Below are 16,652 nucleotides of genomic sequence, written 5' to 3'. Positions count from 1 at the left end.
CCTGCCGGGGGCCTCGTCGTCTCCGGACCGCCCTGTCAGCGGACCGGGTTGGGCATGATGGAGACATGACGACCGCATCCGGGCAGGTGTCCGTCGCCTCTTCGGGCCTGCGCCACCCGCTCGACCCGGATCCGGCCCGTGCCACCAAGGCGCGGGCGGTCTTCGCGCTGGGGCTGCTCGGCATGCTGACCGGGCTTTTCATCGGCGGGGTCGTGCCCGCGACGGTGGCGCTCCAGCTGGCCCGGCAGGCCCGCCGGGAGGCGTACGCCTCGGGGGGTTTCCTGACCGGGAGCGTCTGGCTGCGGCGAGGGGAGCGGATGGCCTGGACCGGCCTGGTGCTGGTCGCGGTCAGCGTGGTCGTCGTCGTGGTGATCGGCGTGGTCCGGCTGGCCGGCACGCCGTTCGGCCACGACTACCCCGCGAACATGGACTGACCCGCCCGGCCGCCGCGCCCGGCGCGGACGGCGCCGCCTCCGGCGGTAGCCTGGCCGGTGTCCGCCGCGCGCGCTGGCGGCCCTGCGACAGGAGGACCTCGTGACGGAACCGGCGCGGCCCCCGGCGGACGAACCAGCCGGGCATCCTGACGCGCCGGCTCCGGGCGCGACTCCTCCCGCGCCGGCGTCGGACGCGGCTCCCGGCGTGACTTCCTCCGTGCCGGTCGCGGACGCGGGGTCGTCTGCGTCGGCCCCGAACACCGATCCCACCGCGTCGGCGTCGAGCGCGCCGGTTTCGGGCGCGGCCCTGCCCGAGCCGGTGCCCACAGCGGGAAGCGAGTGGGCGCAACCCGAAGCGGGCGGGCAGCCGTCCCCGACCACCGGCGGCCCCGATGCGGGTACGCCGTCGCCGTCGGGCTGGGGGCCGCCGCCCTCGCCCGCGTGGGGTCCTCCGACGGCCGAGTGGGGCGGGGTCTTCCCGCCCGGCTACCAACAGCCCCACCCGGCCTCTGGCACGCCGGTGCCGTACGGCTGGGCCCAACCGCCGTCGGGGCCCGCCACGCCGTACGGCTGGGCCCAACCGCCGTCCGGGCCCGCCACGCCGCACGGGTGGGCCCAACCGCCGCCCGGGCCCGCCACGCCGCACGGGTGGAGCCATCCGTCGTCGGGGCCGCCCGGCTGGGGTCAGCCGCCGTCCGGGCCCGGGGCCTGGGGGCAGCCGGGACCGGGGCAGTGGGGTACGGCTGCCCGGCCGGTACCGCCACCCACCGATGATCAGCGGAGGCCGCCGAAGCGGGTTGAACCGGTGCCCGGCACGCCGTTCGGCGTGGTGCACCTGGACGTGCCGCCGGTGACCGCCGGGCTGGCGACCGGGTCGCTGGTGGCCGGCATCGCGTCGATCCTGGTCGCGCTGCTGGTGATCTGCGTCGGTGTGGCCTTCGGGACCGGTGGGGGAGTGTGGGTCGCGGGCGCCTTCACGGTGCTGGGGGTGCTGGCGGGGGTGGCGGCGGTCGTCACCGGCCTGCTGGGTCAGCGACAGATCCGCCGGCCGGCCTCGCCGTCGGCCGTGCGGTTCACCGGGCGGGGGCTTGCGGTGGCCGGAGTCAGTTGCGGCGCGGCGGGCGCTCTGCTGAGCCTGTTAGGTCTGGGGCTGGGGTTGCTGATCAGTCTGACGTGACAGGGGCCGCCCGCTCGGGCGCCTGGCGCTGGCGGTGCCCAGGGTTCCCCGGGCCTGCCCGGGGGCGACGGGTGCTTCGGCGGGGAAGCCGGTACACTTGTGTTCGTAGGTGCCCATCGCGGGCGACGAGGCGGGACGAGATCCGGCCGGCGGGCGTGAGACGTTCGCTGACCCATTCCGTTTTGACCTGGGCGGCTGTGGTAGGTACTCTTTCCCCTTGTGCCCGGGCATGCCCGGGCAACTCGTGCGTGCGCTGGTTCCGGAGTCCGGATGGCGGCACGACAAGCCAAAGATCCGGAGCGGGGCGATCCGCGTGCCGGGGACAGAAACCCGGTACGCCCGCGACAGCGTCCGTACCGGAACCGTGAGTTGGGCGACACGCCCGACCGCGGGTGCCGGGGCCTCCGCAAGGTGACCCTGGTCGGAATGTAGGAGAGCCGTCCATCAGGCCGGCTAGAGCAGACGGCGCGGTCGCCTCGCAGCGGCCGAAGGGAGCGGAGAAACCCGGTGCCCACCATTCAGCAGTTGGTCCGAAAGGGCCGTCAGGCCAAGACGACCAAGACCAAGACCCCTGCGCTCAAGGGGTCTCCCCAGCGGCGCGGCGTGTGCACCCGCGTGTACACCACCACCCCGAAGAAGCCGAACTCGGCGCTGCGCAAGGTCGCTCGTGTCAAGCTCAGCAGCCAGATCGAGGTAACCGCCTACATCCCGGGTGTCGGCCACAACCTGCAGGAGCACTCGATCGTGCTCGTGCGTGGCGGTCGTGTGAAGGACCTCCCCGGCGTGCGTTACAAGATCGTTCGCGGCTCGCTGGACACCCAGGGTGTCCGCAACCGCAAGCAGGCGCGCAGCCGTTACGGCGCGAAGAAGGAGAAGAGCTGACATGCCGCGTAAGGGACCCGCTCCGCGGCGGCCGCTGGTCGCTGACCCGGTGTACAACTCGCCGCTGGTCACCCAGCTGGTGAACAAGATCCTGCTGCGCGGCAAGCGCCAGCTCGCCGAGTCGATCGTGTACGCGGCCCTCGAGGGCTGCCGCGAGAAGTCCGGCACCGACCCGGTCGTCACCCTCAAGCGGGCGATGGACAACGTCAAGCCGACCCTCGAGGTGCGTAGCCGTCGTGTCGGTGGCGCCACCTACCAGGTGCCGGTCGAGGTTCGCCCCACCCGGGCGACCACGCTGGGCCTGCGCTGGCTGGTCACCTACTCCCGCGCCCGCCGCGAGAAGACCATGGTCGAGCGGCTGATGAACGAGCTGCTGGACGCGAGCAACGGCCTCGGCGCCGCCGTCAAGCGGCGCGAGGACACGCACAAGATGGCCGAGTCGAACAAGGCCTTCGCGCACTACCGCTGGTAACACCTGAGGTTCCGGCGCCCCACGGGCGCCGGAACCGCCACCAGTTGAGTCGAGACGACGATAAGTAGGGATTGAAGTGGCCGCCGCAGACGCGCTCGCCAACGTACGCAACATCGGCATCATGGCGCACATCGATGCCGGTAAGACCACGACCACCGAGCGAATCCTGTTCTACACCGGCATCACGTACAAGATCGGTGAGGTCCACGAGGGCGCCGCCGTCATGGACTGGATGGAGCAGGAGCAGGAGCGTGGTATCACCATCACCTCCGCTGCCACCAAGTGTGAGTGGAAGGGCCACACGATCCAGATCATCGACACGCCTGGCCACGTCGACTTCACGGTCGAGGTCGAGCGGTCGCTGCGTGTCCTGGATGGTGCGGTCGCGGTCTACGACGGTGTCGCCGGCGTGGAGCCGCAGACGGAGAACGTCTGGCGGCAGGCCGACAAGTACAACGTCCCGCGTATGTGCTTCGTCAACAAGCTCGACCGGACCGGCGCCGACTTCTTCCGCTGCGTGCAGATGATGATCGACCGGCTGAACGCCACCCCGCTGGTGCTCCAGATCCCGATCGGGCTCGAGGGCGACCACATCGGTGTCGTCGACCTGATCGGCATGCGCGCTCTCACCTGGCGCGGGGAGACCCAGAAGGGTGAGGACTACGCGATCGAGGAGATCCCGGCCGAGCTGGCCGACTCCGCGGCCGAGTGGCGCGAGAAGCTGATGGAGACCCTCGCCGACGTCGACGACTCGGTGATGGAGAAGTACCTGGAGGGCGAGGAGGTCTCCGTCGAGGAGATCAAGGCCGCCATCCGGCGTGCCACCATCGCCGGCAAGGCCAACCCGGTGCTGTGCGGCTCGGCGTTCAAGAACAAGGGCGTCCAGCCCATGCTCGACGCCGTGGTCGACTTCCTGCCGTCGCCGCTGGACGTTCCGGCGATCGAGGGCACGGCCACCGACGGCGAGACGCCGATGCTGCGCAAGCCGTCGAAGTCCGAGCCCTTCTCCGGCCTGGCGTTCAAGATCCAGACCGACAAGCACCTTGGCAAGCTGACCTACGTCCGGGTCTACTCCGGCGTGGTCGAGACCGGCACCCAGGTGGTCAACTCCACCAAGGACCGCAAGGAGCGCATCGGCAAGATCTACCAGATGCACGCCAACAAGCGGGAAGAGCGCAGCTCGGCCCAGGCTGGCGACATCATCGCGGTGCAGGGTCTCAAGCAGACCACCACCGGTGACACGCTGTGCGACCCGGCGAACCCGGTCATCCTGGAGTCGATGACCTTCCCGGAGCCGGTCATCGAGGTCGCCATCGAGCCGAAGACCAAGGCCGACCAGGAGAAGCTCAGCACCGCCATCCAGCGGCTGGCCGAGGAGGACCCGACCTTCCGCGTCAAGCTGGACGAGGAGACCGGTCAGACGGTCATCGCCGGCATGGGCGAGCTGCACCTGGACATCCTGGTCGACCGGATGCGCCGCGAGTTCAACGTCGAGGCGAACATCGGTAAGCCGCAGGTGGCGTACCGCGAGACGATCCGCCGCAAGGTGGAGAAGATCGAGTACACCCACAAGAAGCAGACCGGTGGTTCCGGCCAGTACGCGCGCGTCATCGTGAGCGTCGAGCCGCTGCCGCTGGACAACGACTCGCCGACCTACGAGTTCGCCAACGCCGTCACCGGTGGTCGCATCCCGCGGGAGTTCATCCCGTCGGTCGACGCCGGTGCCCAGGACGCCATGCAGTACGGCATCCTGGCGGGCTTCCCGCTCGTCGGTGTGAAGCTGACGCTGCTGGACGGCCAGTACCACGAGGTCGACTCCTCGGAAATGGCATTCAAGATCGCCGGCTCGATGGTGATGAAGGAGGCGGCCCGCAAGGCCGACCCCGCGCTGCTCGAGCCGATGATGGCCGTTGAGGTCACCACTCCTGAGGAGAACATGGGTGACGTCATCGGCGACCTCAACTCCCGCCGCGGCATCATCCAGGCGATGGAGGAGCGCAGCGGCGCCCGCATCGTGAGGGCTCTGGTGCCGTTGTCGGAGATGTTCGGCTACGTCGGCGACCTGCGGTCGAAGACCCAGGGCCGGGCTAGCTACAGCATGCAGTTCGACTCCTACGCCGAGGTTCCGCAGAGCGTCGCGAAGGAGATCATCGCGAAGGCAACGGGCGAGTAACTGCCCCGAGCGGGTGATTCGTGGTCGGCCGCGGGTGGTTTCACCCGCCCGCGGCCACCACGATCGGATCGCGTGAGACCGGGCCTGTAGGCTTCATCGCCGCAGAACCCACAAAAGCTCTCCGGCCGTCTGGCCGGAAAGGCTGTCGACAGAGTCCTAAGCGCCGACCGGCGCGCCGGGCGTACGAACCAAGAAGTCCACAGGAGGACACCAGTGGCGAAGGCGAAGTTCGAGCGGACTAAGCCGCACGTCAACATCGGCACCATTGGTCACATCGACCACGGTAAGACGACGCTGACGGCGGCCATCACCAAGGTCCTGCACGACCAGTACCCGGACCTGAACCCGTACACGCCGTTCGACGAGATCGACAAGGCACCGGAGGAGAAGGCCCGCGGCATCACGATCTCGATCGCGCACGTCGAGTACCAGACCGAGGCGCGGCACTACGCGCACGTGGACTGCCCTGGCCACGCGGACTACATCAAGAACATGATCACCGGTGCCGCGCAGATGGACGGCGCGATCCTGGTGGTCGCGGCGACCGACGGCCCGATGCCGCAGACCCGTGAGCACGTGCTGCTCGCGCGTCAGGTTGGCGTGCCGTACATCGTCGTGGCGCTCAACAAGAGCGACATGGTCGACGACGAGGAGCTCCTGGAGCTCGTCGAGCTCGAGGTCCGTGAGCTGCTCTCCTCGCAGGAGTACCCGGGTGACGACCTGCCGGTCGTCCGGGTTTCGGCGCTGAAGGCCCTCGAGGGTGACCCCGAGTGGACCGGCAAGCTCCTGGACCTGATGACCGCGGTCGACACCGCGATCCCGCAGCCGGAGCGCGAGACCGAGAAGCCGTTCCTCATGCCCATCGAGGACGTCTTCACGATCACCGGTCGTGGCACCGTTGTCACCGGTCGCGCCGAGCGCGGCATCCTCAAGCCGAACGAGGAGGTGGAGATCGTCGGTATCCGCGAGAAGTCGCAGAAGACGGTCTGCACCGGTATCGAGATGTTCCGCAAGCTGCTCGACGAGGCCCGCGCGGGCGAGAACGTCGGTCTGCTGCTGCGTGGCATCAAGCGCGAGGACGTCGAGCGCGGCATGGTGGTCGTCAAGCCGGGCACCACGACCCCGCACACGGAGTTCGAGGCGACGGTCTACATCCTCTCCAAGGAGGAGGGCGGCCGGCACACCCCGTTCTTCCAGAACTACCGCCCGCAGTTCTACTTCCGGACCACGGACGTCACCGGTGTCGTCACCCTCCCCGAGGGCACCGAGATGGTCATGCCGGGTGACAACACCACCATGTCGGTGAAGCTGATCCAGCCCATCGCCATGGAGGAGAACCTCAAGTTCGCGATCCGCGAGGGTGGCCGCACCGTCGGCGCCGGGTTCGTCACCAAGATCCAGAAGTGACCTGGGTAACCCCGATTAGACCCGCCGCCGGTCGTGCGGCATACTAGTCAGGTTGCGTAACGACAGTTCGTCGCCTGTGTTCGGCTTTCGCTGAACCTCCGGGTGGCGAGACAGTCGAGCGTAGGGTGGTTGGCGGCCCAGTCGCCAACCACCCTCGCACGGCGTTCAGGTCGCGGTAGTGCGATCGACGCCTTGACCCACCGCGCGGTCAGCACCACTCCGGAACCACGGGGCGGAGCCTGGCCCGAGGGCGCGACACGCCCGACCGCGGGGGTCGGCGAAGTGGGCCTGTGCCAGCCGGTACAGGCGCCCGCAACACAGCGGCATCGAGAGAAGGAACAGAAGCCACCATGGCGGGACAGAAGATCCGCATCCGGCTCAAGGCCTATGACCACGAGGTCGTCGACTCCTCGGCTCGGAAGATCGTCGAGACGGTGACGCGTACCGGGGCGCAGGTCGCGGGCCCGGTGCCGCTGCCCACGGAGATCAACCGTTTCTGCGTTATCCGCTCGCCGCACAAGTACAAGGACTCGCGCGAGCACTTCGAGATGCGCACGCACAAGCGGCTGATCGACATCATCGACCCGACCCCGAAGACGGTCGACTCGCTCATGCGCCTCGACCTGCCGGCTGGCGTCGACATCGAGATCAAGCTGTAGGGACCGGACAAATGGACAGGCAAGTCAAGGGGATCCTGGGCGCCAAGCTCGGCATGACCCAGGTCTGGGACAACAACAAGGTTGTTCCCGTGACCGTGGTCGAGGCCGGCCCGTGCGTCATCAGCCAGGTTCGTAGCGCCGAGAAGGACGGTTACTCCGCGGTCCAGCTCGCCTACGGCACGATCGACCCGCGCAAGGTCAAGAAGCCGGTCAGCGGGCACTACGCGAAGGCGGACGTGGCGCCGCGCCGGCACATCGTCGAGCTGCGCACCACGGACGCGTCGGAGTACTCGCTCGGCCAGGAGGTCACGGTCGAGGAGTTCCCGGTGGGCGTCACGATCGACGTCACCGGCAAGACCAAGGGCAAGGGCTACGCCGGCCCGATGAAGCGGCACGGCTTCCACGGTCTGCGCGCCAGCCACGGTGTCGAGCGCAAGCACCGCTCGCCCGGTTCCATCGGCGCCTGCGCCACCCCGGGTCGTGTCTTCAAGGGCACCCGGATGGCCGGCCGCATGGGTGGCGTGCGCTACACCGTGCAGAACCTCACCGTCCAGGCGGTCGACACCGAGAACAACCTGCTGCTCGTCCGGGGTGCCATTCCTGGTCCCAAGGGCGCGCTCGTTCTGGTCCGTACCGCGGCCAAGAGCAAGGTGAAGAAGGGCGGTGCGGCCAAGTGACCACCGTTGACGTGCGCACCGTCGAGGGCACCACCAGCGGCTCGGTTGAGCTGCCGGCGGACATCTTCGACGTGCAGGCCAACGTCGCGCTGATGCACCAGGTCGTGGTGGCCCAGCTCGCGGCGGCCCGACAGGGCACGCACAAGGCCAAGACCCGCGGCGAGGTCGCCGGTGGCGGCAAGAAGCCGTACAAGCAGAAGGGCACCGGTCGCGCCCGGCAGGGCTCGATCCGCGCGCCGCAGTTCGCCGGCGGTGGCGTCGTGCACGGTCCCGTGCCGCGCGACTACAGCCAGCGGACCCCGAAGAAGATGAAGGCCGCCGCTCTGCGGGGTGCCCTCTCCGACCGGGCCCGCGCCGGGCAGGTGCACGTCGTCGAGGCGTTCGTCTCGGGCGAGAAGCCGTCGACCAAGGCCGCTCTGGCCACGCTGGCGAAGCTCACCGAGGCCCGTCGGGTCCTGGTCGTGCTGAGCAGCACCGACGAGCTGAACTGGGTGTCGCTGCGCAACGAGCCGCGCGTGCACCTGATCGAGTCCGGCCAGCTGAACACGTATGACGTGCTGGTGGCCGACGACGTGGTCTTCACCAAGGACGCCCTGGACGAGTTCCTGGGCGTGCCCGCCGAGACCACCGAGGAGGGTGGCAAGTGAGCACGATCGCCGACCCGCGCGACATCATCGTGGCGCCGGTCGTCTCGGAGAAGAGCTACAGCGAGCTGAACCGGAACTGGTACACCTTCCTGGTGCACCCGGACGCGAACAAGACCGAGATCAAGATCGCTATCCAGCAGATCTTCGACGTCCGCGTCCTGACGGTCAACACGCTCAACCGCCAGGGCAAGCGCAAGCGCACCAAGACCGGCTTCGGTCAGCGCAAGGCGACCAAGCGGGCGATCGTGAAGCTGGCTGACGGTGACCGTATCGAGGCCTTCGGCGGCCCGGTCAGCTGAGGGGTGTAGACAATGGCTATCCGTAAGTACAAGCCGACGACGCCGGGCCGTCGTGGCTCCAGCGTCGCCGACTTCGCCGAGATCACCCGGTCCACGCCGGAGAAGTCGCTGCTGGCTCCGCTGCCGAAGAAGGGCGGGCGTAACGCCCACGGCCGGATCACCACGCGGCACCACGGTGGCGGTCACAAGCGCCAGTACCGTCTGATCGACTTCAAGCGGGTCGACAAGGACGGCGTGCCGGCGAAGGTCGCTCACATCGAGTACGACCCGAACCGCACCGCGCGCATCGCGCTGCTGCACTACGCCGACGGCGAGAAGCGGTACATCATCGCGCCGAAGGACATGAAGCAGGGCGACCGCGTCGAGTCCGGTCCGGGCGCCGACATCAAGCCGGGTAACAACCTGCCGCTGCGCAACATCCCGGTGGGTACCACGATCCACAACGTGGAGCTGCGTCCGGGCGGCGGGGCCAAGCTGGCCCGCTCCGCCGGCGTCGGTATCCAGCTGCTCGGTCGCGAGGGCGTGTACGCGACCCTGCGTATGCCGTCCGGCGAGATCCGGCGCGTGGACGTGCGCTGCCGCGCCAGCATCGGCGAGATCGGCAACGCCGACCAGTCGAACATCAACTGGGGTAAGGCCGGCCGTATGCGGTGGAAGGGCAAGCGCCCGACCGTCCGTGGTGTCGCCATGAACCCGGTCGACCACCCGCATGGTGGTGGTGAGGGTAAGACCTCCGGTGGTCGCCACCCGGTCAACCCGCAGGGTAAGCCCGAGGGCCGCACCCGCCGTAAGGGCCAGGCGAGCGACAAGCTGATTGTCCGCCGCCGCTACGCCACGCGTAAGCGCGGCTGAGGGAGATAAGACATGCCTCGCAGCCTGAAGAAGGGCCCGTTCGTCGACGACCACCTGCTCAAGAAGGTGGAAGTGCAGAACGACAAGGGCTCCAAGAACGTGATCAAGACCTGGTCGCGGCGCTCGACGATCATCCCCGAGATGCTCGGGCACACGATCGCCGTGCACGACGGACGCAAGCACGTCCCGGTGTTCGTGACCGAGGCGATGGTCGGGCACAAGCTCGGCGAGTTCGCGCTGACCCGCACCTTCAAGGGTCACGAGAAGGACGACCGGAAGAGCCGTCGGCGCTGACGCCGCCAGGCATACGGATAGAGGGAACAAGGGGTTACAGCGATGCCAGGAAAGGGCGACGCTCCGGTGCTTCCGGGCGCGCGGGCGGTTGCGCGGCACGTGCGCATCTCGCCGATGAAGGCGCGCCGGGTGGTCAACCTCGTCCGCGGCCTGCCCGCGAAGGAGGCTCTCACGGTGCTGCAGTTCGCGCCGCAGGCTGCGAGCGAGCAGGTGTACAAGGTGCTCGCTAGCGCGATCGCCAACGCGGAGAACAACGAGCGGCTGGACCCTGACGCGCTGCTCGTCAGCGAGGCGTTCGTGGACGAGGGCCCGACGATGAAGCGGTTCCAGCCGCGGGCGCAGGGTCGGGCGTACCGGATCCGCAAGCGCACCTGTCACATCACCGTGGCGGTCGAGGCGGTCGCGCCGGCAGCGCCGAGGAAGGCCGCGGCGAAGAAGGCCGCCCCGGCCACGGAGGCCGCACCGGCCGAAGCGCAGAGCAAGACGGAGGACGCCGAGTAATGGGTCAGAAGGTTCACCCCACTGGGTTCCGGCTCGGCATCTCGACCGACTGGAAGTCCCGCTGGTTCGCGGACAAGCTCTACAAGGACTACATCGGCGAGGATGTCAAGATCCGCCGCATGATGTCCAAGGGCCTCGAGCGCGCCGGGATCTCCAAGGTCGACATCGAGCGCACCCGCGACCGCGTCCGCGTCGACATCCACACCGCCCGGCCGGGCATCGTCATCGGCCGTAAGGGTGCGGAGGCCGACCGGATCCGCGGTGAGCTGGAGAAGCTCACCGGCAAGCAGGTCCAGCTGAACATCATCGAGGTGAAGAACCCCGAGTCGGACGCTCAGCTCGTCGCGCAGGGCGTGGCCGAGCAGCTGTCCAGCCGGGTCAGCTTCCGTCGGGCGATGCGCAAGGCCATGCAGTCGGCGATGAAGAACCCGGCCTGCAAGGGCATCCGGGTTCAGGTTTCGGGTCGCCTCGGCGGCGCCGAGATGAGCCGGACCGAGTTCTACCGTGAGGGCCGGGTTCCGCTGCACACGCTGCGGGCCAACATCGAGTACGGCTTCTTCGAGGCCCGTACCACGTTCGGTCGGATCGGCGTGAAGGTCTGGATCTACAAGGGCGACGCCGTCCCGGGCCGGGAGGCTCCGGCCGAGGCCGGTCCGTCCCGCCCGCGTCGTGGTGAGCGCGGCGACCGTCCCGAGCGTCCGCGCCGTGGCCGGTCGGGTTCGTCCGGCACCACGGCTGGTGGCACCGAGGCCGGTCGGGCTGCTGCGACCACCATCGCGCAGCAGGCCGAGACGCCGAGCGGCGAGCCGGTCGACAGCGCTGCTGTCGCCGCCACTGCTGCTCCGGCTGAAACGCAGCAGGAGGGCTGACAGATGCTGATGCCGCGCAAGCCCCCGAAGGGCTTCCGCAAGCCGCACCACCCGGACCGCCACGGCGCGTCCAAGGGTGGTAACCGGGTGGTGTTCGGCGAGTTCGGGATCCAGGCTCTCGAGCCGGCGTACGTGACCAACCGCCAGATCGAGTCGGCGCGTATCGCGATGACCCGTCACATCAAGCGTGGCGGCAAGGTCTGGATCACGATCTTCCCGGACCAGGCCCTCACCAAGAAGCCTGCCGAGACCCGGATGGGTTCCGGTAAGGGTTCGCCCGAGTGGTGGGTCGCCAACGTCAAGCCGGGACGGGTTCTCTTTGAGATGTCGTTCCCCAACGAGCAGATCGCGCGTGAGGCCATGCGTCGCGCGATCCACAAGCTCCCGATGAAGTGCCGCATTGTTACGCGCGAAGTGGGTGAATCCTGATGGCAGCGGGCGTTAAGGCGACCGAGCTGCGTGAGCTCTCCGAGGAGGAGCTGGTCACGAAGCTGCGGGAGGCCAAGGCGGAGCTGTTCAACCTCCGCGTGCAGGCCGCAACCGGGCAGCTGGACAACAACCGGCGGCTGCAGGTCATCCGTCGGGAGATCGCCCGGATCTACACGATCATGCGCGAGCGCGAGCTGGGGCTCTCGGCCGCGCCGACTGAGGTGACTGCATCATGACCGAGAACACCACCGCTGACGCCACCCGCGCGCGCCGCAAGGTCCGCGAGGGCCTGGTGGTCAGCGACAAGATGGACAAGACCGTCGTGGTCGAGGTCGAGGACCGGGTTCGGCACGCGCTGTACGGCAAGATCATGCGTCGTACCAGCAAGCTGAAGGTGCACGACGAGCAGAACGCCGCTGGCACCGGCGACCGGGTCCTGATCATGGAGACCCGGCCGCTGAGCGCCACCAAGCGTTGGCGGATCGTGGAGATCCTGGAAAAGGCCAAGTAGCGAAGGCTCGAGCTCGCCCGGCGTTGCGTCGGGCGTAGGTTCCGCCAGGCTCCGGCCGCCACGGCGGCCGGAGAACCGGCAGACATAGGAGATAGACGTGATTCAGCAGGAGTCGCGACTGCGCGTCGCCGACAACACGGGTGCTCGGGAGATCCTGTGCATCCGGGTTCTCGGTGGCTCCGGTCGGCGCTACGCGAGCATCGGCGACGTCATCGTGGCCACGGTCAAGGACGCGATCCCGGGTGCCGGTGTGAAGAAGGGCGACGTCGTCAAGGCGGTCGTCGTTCGCACGGCCAAGGAGAAGCGGCGGCCGGACGGCTCGTACATCCGCTTCGACGAGAACGCCGCCGTCATCATCAAGGACGGTGGGGACCCGCGCGGTACCCGTATCTTCGGCCCGGTGGGCCGGGAGCTGCGGGACAAGCGGTTCATGAAGATCATTTCCCTCGCGCCGGAGGTGTTGTGACCGTGAAGGTCAAGAAGGGCGACACGGTCGTCGTCATCGCCGGCAAGGACAAGGGTGCCAAGGGCAAGGTCATCGCGGCCTACCCGCGGCAGGACAAGGTCCTTGTCGAGGGCGTGAACCGGGTCAAGAAGCACACCCGCATCAGCACCACCCAGCGTGGCGCCAAGACCGGCGGCATCGTCACCCAGGAGGCCCCGATCCACGTCTCGAACGTGCAGGTCCTGGACTCCGACGGCAAGCCGACCCGCGTCGGTTACCGGATCGACGACAACGGCCAGAAGGTCCGCATCGCGCGTAGCACCGGTAAGGACCTGTGATGACCACGGCTACCGAAAAGACCATGCCGCGCCTCAAGGAGCGGTACCGCAACGAGATCGTGGCCCAGCTGCGTGAGCAGCACAGCTACGGCAACCCCATGCAGGTGCCGCGGCTGGTCAAGATCGTCGTCAACATGGGTGTCGGCGAGGCCGCTCGCGACGCCAAGCTGATCGATGGCGCGGTCCGCGACCTCGCCACGATCACCGGCCAGAAGCCGCAGGTGCGGCGGGCGACCAAGTCCATCGCGCAGTTCAAGCTTCGCGAGGGCATGCCGATCGGCGCGAAGGTGACTCTCCGCGGCGACCGCATGTGGGAGTTCCTGGACCGGCTGCTGTCCATCGCGCTGCCGCGTATCCGCGACTTCCGCGGTCTGGACGGACGCAAGCTGGACGGGCACGGCAACTACACGTTCGGTCTGACCGAGCAGTCGGTGTTCCACGAGATCGACCAGGACAGGATCGATCGCCAGCGGGGCATGGACATCACGGTGGTCACCACCGCCACGACCGACGACGAGGGCCGGGCGCTGCTCAAGCTCCTGGGCTTCCCGTTCAAGGAGAACTGAGATGGCCAAGAAGGCGCTGATCCTCAAGGCGGCCGCGAAGCCGAAGTTCTCGGTTCGCGCGTACACCCGCTGCCAGCGGTGCGGGCGTCCGAAGGCGGTCTACCGCAAGTTCGGGCTCTGCCGGGTCTGCATCCGGGAGATGGCCCACCGCGGTGAGCTGCCGGGTGTGTCCAAGGCTTCCTGGTAAGGGCGACCGCGTCCCGGCTCCGGCCGGGAACTCCTGCACCGATTAGGTATTGCTCTTCGCCGTAGGCCCGGGGCTGATGCCCCGGGAACCCCGGCGAGAAAGGCTGACGAAATCCATGACGATGACCGACCCGATCGCAGACATGCTCACGCGTCTGCGTAACGCCAACCAGGCGTACCACGATCAGGTGAAGATGCCCTACTCCAAGATCAAGGCGAACATCGCCGAGGTCCTGAAGGCCGAGGGTTACATCTCCACCTGGTCGGTCGAGGAGCCCGAGGAGGGCGCCGTCGGCAAGCGACTGGTCGTCGAGCTCAAGTACGGCCAGAACCGGGAGCGGAGCCTGGCCGGCATCAAGCGCGTGTCCAAGCCCGGTCTCCGGGTGTACGCCAAGTCGGACGGGCTCCCGCGGGTGCTCGGTGGGCTGGGCGTGGCGATCATTTCGACGTCCCAGGGGCTGCTGACCGACCGGCAGGCCCGCAAGCGGAGTGTTGGCGGGGAAGTCCTCGCCTTCGTCTGGTAACGGGAGACTGGTAGAAATGTCGCGAATTGGACGTAAGTCGATCCCGGTGCCATCCGGCGTCGACATCACGATCGACGGGCAGACCGTCAAGGTCAAGGGCCCGAAGGGCGAGCTCCAGCACACCATCGCCGAGCCGATCACGATCGAGCGCGGTGAGGACGGGCAGCTGAGCGTCAACCGCCCGAACGACGAGCGCAAGGCCAAGGAACTGCACGGCCTGAGCCGTACCCTGGTCGCCAACATGATCGTCGGCGTGACCGAGGGCTACCGTAAGAGCCTGGAGATCGCCGGTACCGGTTACCGGGTCACCGCCAAGGGTTCGGACCTCGAGTTCGCGCTCGGGTTCTCGCACCCGGTGGTCGTCCCCGCCCCGGCGGGCATCACCTTCACGGTGGAGCGGCCGACCCTGTTCCACGTGGCCGGCATCGACAAGCAGCAGGTCGGTGAGGTCGCCGCCAACATCCGGAAGATCCGTCCGCCGGAGCCCTACAAGGGCAAGGGCGTCAAGTACCAGGGCGAGGTCATCCGCCGCAAGGCTGGAAAGGCAGGTAAGAAGTGAGCGCCACGCTGCTCAAGCGCCGCCGCGGCGTCGCCGCCAAGCGCGCCGTTGGGCGTGCGCGTCGGCACTTCCGCGTCCGCAAGAACGTCAGCGGTACGGCCGAGCGTCCGCGCCTGGTCGTCACCCGTTCGCTGCGGCACATCGTCGCCCAGATCGTCGACGACACCAAGGGCCACACCCTGGCGTCGGCGTCGACCCTGGACGCCTCGCTGCGCGGTACGGAGGGCGACAAGAGCGCCCTCGCCGGCAAGGTGGGCGCCCTGCTCGCCGAGCGGGCCAAGGCCGCCGGCGTCTCCAAGGTCGTCTTCGACCGCGGTGGCAACCGGTACGCGGGGCGGGTCGCCGCGCTTGCCGACGCCGCCCGCGAAGCCGGGCTCGAGTTCTAACAACCCCGTCACGAGAGATAAGGAAGGCTGCTGATGCCAGGTCAACAGCGCCGTGGCGGCGGGTCCGGTGGCAACGAGGGTGGTCGCCGCGACAACCGCCGTGAGGGCGGCCGCGGAAACGCGCCCGTCGAGAAGACCCCGCACCTTGAGCGGGTCGTCGCGATCAACCGCGTCGCCAAGGTCGTGAAGGGTGGTCGTCGCTTCAGCTTCACCGCCCTGGTGATCGTGGGCGACGGCGACGGCACGGTCGGCGTGGGCTACGGAAAGGCCAAGGAGGTGCCCGCGGCGATCGCCAAGGGTGTCGAGGAGGCCAAGAAGCACTTCTTCAAGGTTCCGCGGATCGGTCAGTCGATCCCGCACCCGGTCACGGGTGAGGACGCCGCCGGTGTCGTGCTGCTCAAGCCGGCCTCGGCCGGTACGGGTGTCATCGCCGGTGGTCCGGTGCGTGCCGTGCTGGAGTGCGCGGGTATCCACGACGTGCTCTCCAAGAGCCTCGGCTCGTCCAACCCGATCAACATCGTGCACGCCACCGTGGCGGCCCTGAAGGGGCTCGAGTCCCCCGAGCAGGTCGCGGCACGTCGTGGTCTGCCGGTGGAGGACGTCGCGCCGGCCGCCATGCTGGCGTCGCGGGCGGGGGTGGCGTCCTGATGGCACGCCTGAAGGTCACCCAGCTCCGGTCCGGTATCGGGACCAAGCAGAACCAGCGTGACTCGCTGCGTTCGCTCGGTCTCAAGCGGATCAACGACGTGGTGGTCAAGGAGGACCGGCCCGAGATCCGCGGCATGATCTTCACGGTCAACCACCTCGTGAAGGTCGAGGAGGTCGAGTAATGACGATCAAGGTGCACCACCTGCGTCCGGCGCCCGGTTCCAAGACCGCGAAGACCCGTGTGGGTCGCGGTGAGGGTTCCAAGGGCAAGACTGCCGGTCGCGGTACCAAGGGCTCCAAGGCCCGCAAGAACATCTCGGCGGCGTTCGAGGGTGGGCAGATGCCCATCCACATGCGCCTGCCGAAGATGAAGGGCTTCAAGAACAGGTTCAAGGTGGTCTTCCAGGTGGTCAACCTGGACCGGCTCGCCGAGCTGTTCCCGAACGGCGGCCAGGTCGGCCCGCTCGAGCTGGTCGAGGCCGGCGCGGTCCGCAAGGGCCAGCCGGTCAAGGTCCTCGGCACCGGGGACCTCGGCGGGGTGGCGCTCCAGGTGTCGGCGCACGCGTTCAGCGCGTCGGCCAAGGAGAAGATCGCCGCCGCCGGTGGCTCTGTCACCGAGCTGTAAGGCGTACGACCTCGGCGCCCGTCCAGTTGCGAGCAACTGGCGGGCGCCTAGGTCTGCCTGGGGCCTGAGCGCCCGGTAATATCGGAATCGGT

27 protein-coding genes are annotated in these 16,652 nt (G+C 68.4%); all 27 read left to right on the top strand.

Annotation, left to right across the window (positions count from 1 at the left end):
* Nucleotides 1–65: 65 nt before the first annotated feature.
* The 27 genes from ACTFTM_RS28665 to rplO all read left to right on the top strand — a co-directional run bounded on the left by ACTFTM_RS28665 (nt 66) and on the right by rplO (nt 16,560).
* Entirely contained in the window at nt 66–434 is a 369-nt protein-coding gene (locus ACTFTM_RS28665) for a hypothetical protein (protein WP_449563450.1), read from the top strand.
* 805 nt (nt 435–1,239) lie between these two features.
* Complete coding sequence (locus ACTFTM_RS28660) at nt 1,240–1,611, top strand: hypothetical protein (RefSeq protein WP_449563449.1); 372 nt, start codon at nt 1,240–1,242, stop codon at nt 1,609–1,611.
* A gap of 507 nt (nt 1,612–2,118) precedes the next feature.
* Nucleotides 2,119–2,493 carry a 30S ribosomal protein S12 gene (rpsL, locus tag ACTFTM_RS28655; RefSeq protein ID WP_007465318.1) on the top strand — a complete coding sequence of 125 codons (375 nt, stop codon included), beginning with the start codon at nt 2,119–2,121 and terminating at the stop codon, nt 2,491–2,493.
* A gap of 1 nt (nt 2,494) precedes the next feature.
* Nucleotides 2,495–2,965: a 30S ribosomal protein S7 gene (rpsG, locus tag ACTFTM_RS28650; RefSeq protein ID WP_007465317.1), complete on the top strand. Its 471-nt coding sequence runs from the start codon at nt 2,495–2,497 to the stop codon at nt 2,963–2,965.
* A gap of 76 nt (nt 2,966–3,041) precedes the next feature.
* Nucleotides 3,042–5,138: an elongation factor G gene (fusA, locus tag ACTFTM_RS28645; RefSeq protein WP_421473219.1), complete on the top strand. Its 2,097-nt coding sequence runs from the start codon at nt 3,042–3,044 to the stop codon at nt 5,136–5,138.
* Nucleotides 5,139–5,351: 213 nt separating this feature from the next.
* Complete coding sequence (gene tuf, locus ACTFTM_RS28640) at nt 5,352–6,545, top strand: elongation factor Tu (RefSeq protein ID WP_433535764.1); 1,194 nt, start codon at nt 5,352–5,354, stop codon at nt 6,543–6,545.
* Nucleotides 6,546–6,895: 350 nt separating this feature from the next.
* A complete protein-coding gene (gene rpsJ / locus ACTFTM_RS28635; protein ID WP_007073037.1) occupies nt 6,896–7,204 on the top strand; it encodes a 30S ribosomal protein S10 in 309 nt (102 codons plus the stop codon).
* A gap of 11 nt (nt 7,205–7,215) precedes the next feature.
* A complete protein-coding gene (gene rplC, locus ACTFTM_RS28630) occupies nt 7,216–7,881 on the top strand; it encodes a 50S ribosomal protein L3 (protein ID WP_422736964.1) in 666 nt (221 codons plus the stop codon).
* Complete coding sequence (gene rplD, locus ACTFTM_RS28625) at nt 7,878–8,528, top strand: 50S ribosomal protein L4 (RefSeq protein WP_357126515.1); 651 nt, start codon at nt 7,878–7,880, stop codon at nt 8,526–8,528. Before rplC ends, rplD begins: the two co-directional genes overlap by 4 nt.
* Nucleotides 8,525–8,827, top strand: coding sequence for a 50S ribosomal protein L23 (gene rplW, locus ACTFTM_RS28620; protein WP_088998352.1), 303 nt, complete (start codon nt 8,525–8,527; stop codon nt 8,825–8,827). Before rplD ends, rplW begins: the two co-directional genes overlap by 4 nt.
* A 12-nt stretch (nt 8,828–8,839) precedes the next feature.
* Entirely contained in the window at nt 8,840–9,679 is an 840-nt protein-coding gene (gene rplB, locus ACTFTM_RS28615; protein ID WP_355050760.1) for a 50S ribosomal protein L2, read from the top strand.
* Nucleotides 9,680–9,691: 12 nt separating this feature from the next.
* Complete coding sequence (rpsS, locus tag ACTFTM_RS28610) at nt 9,692–9,973, top strand: 30S ribosomal protein S19 (protein ID WP_007465299.1); 282 nt, start codon at nt 9,692–9,694, stop codon at nt 9,971–9,973.
* A gap of 42 nt (nt 9,974–10,015) precedes the next feature.
* Nucleotides 10,016–10,474, top strand: a complete 459-nt coding sequence (gene rplV / locus ACTFTM_RS28605; RefSeq protein WP_007465297.1) for a 50S ribosomal protein L22 — start codon at nt 10,016–10,018, stop codon at nt 10,472–10,474.
* Nucleotides 10,474–11,343 (top strand): 30S ribosomal protein S3, encoded by an 870-nt coding sequence (gene rpsC, locus ACTFTM_RS28600; RefSeq protein ID WP_449563448.1) that lies wholly within the window; start codon nt 10,474–10,476, stop codon nt 11,341–11,343. Before rplV ends, rpsC begins: the two co-directional genes overlap by 1 nt.
* 3 nt (nt 11,344–11,346) lie before the next feature.
* On the top strand, nt 11,347–11,772 hold the full coding sequence (gene rplP, locus ACTFTM_RS28595; protein WP_073834927.1) for a 50S ribosomal protein L16: 426 nt from the start codon (nt 11,347–11,349) through the stop codon (nt 11,770–11,772).
* Complete coding sequence (gene rpmC / locus ACTFTM_RS28590) at nt 11,772–12,008, top strand: 50S ribosomal protein L29 (RefSeq protein ID WP_007465283.1); 237 nt, start codon at nt 11,772–11,774, stop codon at nt 12,006–12,008. The genes rplP and rpmC overlap by 1 nt, the downstream gene beginning before the upstream one ends.
* Complete coding sequence (rpsQ, locus tag ACTFTM_RS28585; RefSeq protein WP_355050759.1) at nt 12,005–12,283, top strand: 30S ribosomal protein S17; 279 nt, start codon at nt 12,005–12,007, stop codon at nt 12,281–12,283. Before rpmC ends, rpsQ begins: the two co-directional genes overlap by 4 nt.
* A 97-nt stretch (nt 12,284–12,380) precedes the next feature.
* On the top strand, nt 12,381–12,749 hold the full coding sequence (gene rplN, locus ACTFTM_RS28580; RefSeq protein WP_007073026.1) for a 50S ribosomal protein L14: 369 nt from the start codon (nt 12,381–12,383) through the stop codon (nt 12,747–12,749).
* On the top strand, nt 12,746–13,066 hold the full coding sequence (gene rplX, locus ACTFTM_RS28575; RefSeq protein ID WP_007465276.1) for a 50S ribosomal protein L24: 321 nt from the start codon (nt 12,746–12,748) through the stop codon (nt 13,064–13,066). Before rplN ends, rplX begins: the two co-directional genes overlap by 4 nt.
* Nucleotides 13,066–13,632, top strand: a complete 567-nt coding sequence (gene rplE, locus ACTFTM_RS28570; RefSeq protein WP_074314595.1) for a 50S ribosomal protein L5 — start codon at nt 13,066–13,068, stop codon at nt 13,630–13,632. Before rplX ends, rplE begins: the two co-directional genes overlap by 1 nt.
* 1 nt (nt 13,633) lies before the next feature.
* Nucleotides 13,634–13,819 (top strand): type Z 30S ribosomal protein S14, encoded by a 186-nt coding sequence (locus tag ACTFTM_RS28565; protein ID WP_007073023.1) that lies wholly within the window; start codon nt 13,634–13,636, stop codon nt 13,817–13,819.
* A 115-nt stretch (nt 13,820–13,934) separates the two neighbouring features.
* A complete protein-coding gene (rpsH, locus tag ACTFTM_RS28560) occupies nt 13,935–14,342 on the top strand; it encodes a 30S ribosomal protein S8 (protein ID WP_422736963.1) in 408 nt (135 codons plus the stop codon).
* 16 nt (nt 14,343–14,358) lie between these two features.
* The gene (gene rplF, locus ACTFTM_RS28555; protein ID WP_449563447.1) at nt 14,359–14,901 is read left to right on the top strand and encodes a 50S ribosomal protein L6; all 543 of its coding nucleotides are present in this window, start codon (nt 14,359–14,361) and stop codon (nt 14,899–14,901) included.
* Nucleotides 14,898–15,287 carry a 50S ribosomal protein L18 gene (rplR, locus tag ACTFTM_RS28550; RefSeq protein WP_088998360.1) on the top strand — a complete coding sequence of 130 codons (390 nt, stop codon included), beginning with the start codon at nt 14,898–14,900 and terminating at the stop codon, nt 15,285–15,287. The genes rplF and rplR overlap by 4 nt, the downstream gene beginning before the upstream one ends.
* Nucleotides 15,288–15,320: 33 nt before the next feature.
* The gene (rpsE, locus tag ACTFTM_RS28545) at nt 15,321–15,935 is read left to right on the top strand and encodes a 30S ribosomal protein S5 (protein WP_013288621.1); all 615 of its coding nucleotides are present in this window, start codon (nt 15,321–15,323) and stop codon (nt 15,933–15,935) included.
* Nucleotides 15,935–16,117 carry a 50S ribosomal protein L30 gene (gene rpmD / locus ACTFTM_RS28540; protein WP_030329904.1) on the top strand — a complete coding sequence of 61 codons (183 nt, stop codon included), beginning with the start codon at nt 15,935–15,937 and terminating at the stop codon, nt 16,115–16,117. The genes rpsE and rpmD overlap by 1 nt, the downstream gene beginning before the upstream one ends.
* Nucleotides 16,117–16,560 carry a 50S ribosomal protein L15 gene (gene rplO, locus ACTFTM_RS28535; protein WP_425889224.1) on the top strand — a complete coding sequence of 148 codons (444 nt, stop codon included), beginning with the start codon at nt 16,117–16,119 and terminating at the stop codon, nt 16,558–16,560. Before rpmD ends, rplO begins: the two co-directional genes overlap by 1 nt.
* Nucleotides 16,561–16,652: the final 92 nt, after the last annotated feature.

This window comes from Micromonospora sp. RB23 (genome assembly GCF_053585025.1).
The sequence above is the reverse complement of the archived record's forward strand: the minus strand, read 5'-3'. Positions and strand labels throughout refer to the sequence as shown.

Coding starts and splice junctions, on each gene's coding strand:
- ACTFTM_RS28665 (WP_449563450.1), top strand. CDS start 66: ATGACGACCGCATCCGGGCAGGTGTCCGTCGCCTCTTCGGGCCTGCGC.
- rplE (WP_074314595.1), top strand. CDS start 13,066: ATGACCACGGCTACCGAAAAGACCATGCCGCGCCTCAAGGAGCGGTAC.
- rpmC (WP_007465283.1), top strand. CDS start 11,772: ATGGCAGCGGGCGTTAAGGCGACCGAGCTGCGTGAGCTCTCCGAGGAG.
- rplO (WP_425889224.1), top strand. CDS start 16,117: ATGACGATCAAGGTGCACCACCTGCGTCCGGCGCCCGGTTCCAAGACC.
- rpsG (WP_007465317.1), top strand. CDS start 2,495: ATGCCGCGTAAGGGACCCGCTCCGCGGCGGCCGCTGGTCGCTGACCCG.
- rplB (WP_355050760.1), top strand. CDS start 8,840: ATGGCTATCCGTAAGTACAAGCCGACGACGCCGGGCCGTCGTGGCTCC.
- rplF (WP_449563447.1), top strand. CDS start 14,359: ATGTCGCGAATTGGACGTAAGTCGATCCCGGTGCCATCCGGCGTCGAC.
- rplV (WP_007465297.1), top strand. CDS start 10,016: ATGCCAGGAAAGGGCGACGCTCCGGTGCTTCCGGGCGCGCGGGCGGTT.
- rpsQ (WP_355050759.1), top strand. CDS start 12,005: ATGACCGAGAACACCACCGCTGACGCCACCCGCGCGCGCCGCAAGGTC.
- ACTFTM_RS28565 (WP_007073023.1), top strand. CDS start 13,634: ATGGCCAAGAAGGCGCTGATCCTCAAGGCGGCCGCGAAGCCGAAGTTC.
- rplP (WP_073834927.1), top strand. CDS start 11,347: ATGCTGATGCCGCGCAAGCCCCCGAAGGGCTTCCGCAAGCCGCACCAC.
- rpsE (WP_013288621.1), top strand. CDS start 15,321: ATGCCAGGTCAACAGCGCCGTGGCGGCGGGTCCGGTGGCAACGAGGGT.
- rpsC (WP_449563448.1), top strand. CDS start 10,474: ATGGGTCAGAAGGTTCACCCCACTGGGTTCCGGCTCGGCATCTCGACC.
- rplC (WP_422736964.1), top strand. CDS start 7,216: ATGGACAGGCAAGTCAAGGGGATCCTGGGCGCCAAGCTCGGCATGACC.
- rpsJ (WP_007073037.1), top strand. CDS start 6,896: ATGGCGGGACAGAAGATCCGCATCCGGCTCAAGGCCTATGACCACGAG.
- rpsS (WP_007465299.1), top strand. CDS start 9,692: ATGCCTCGCAGCCTGAAGAAGGGCCCGTTCGTCGACGACCACCTGCTC.
- rpsH (WP_422736963.1), top strand. CDS start 13,935: ATGACGATGACCGACCCGATCGCAGACATGCTCACGCGTCTGCGTAAC.
- rpmD (WP_030329904.1), top strand. CDS start 15,935: ATGGCACGCCTGAAGGTCACCCAGCTCCGGTCCGGTATCGGGACCAAG.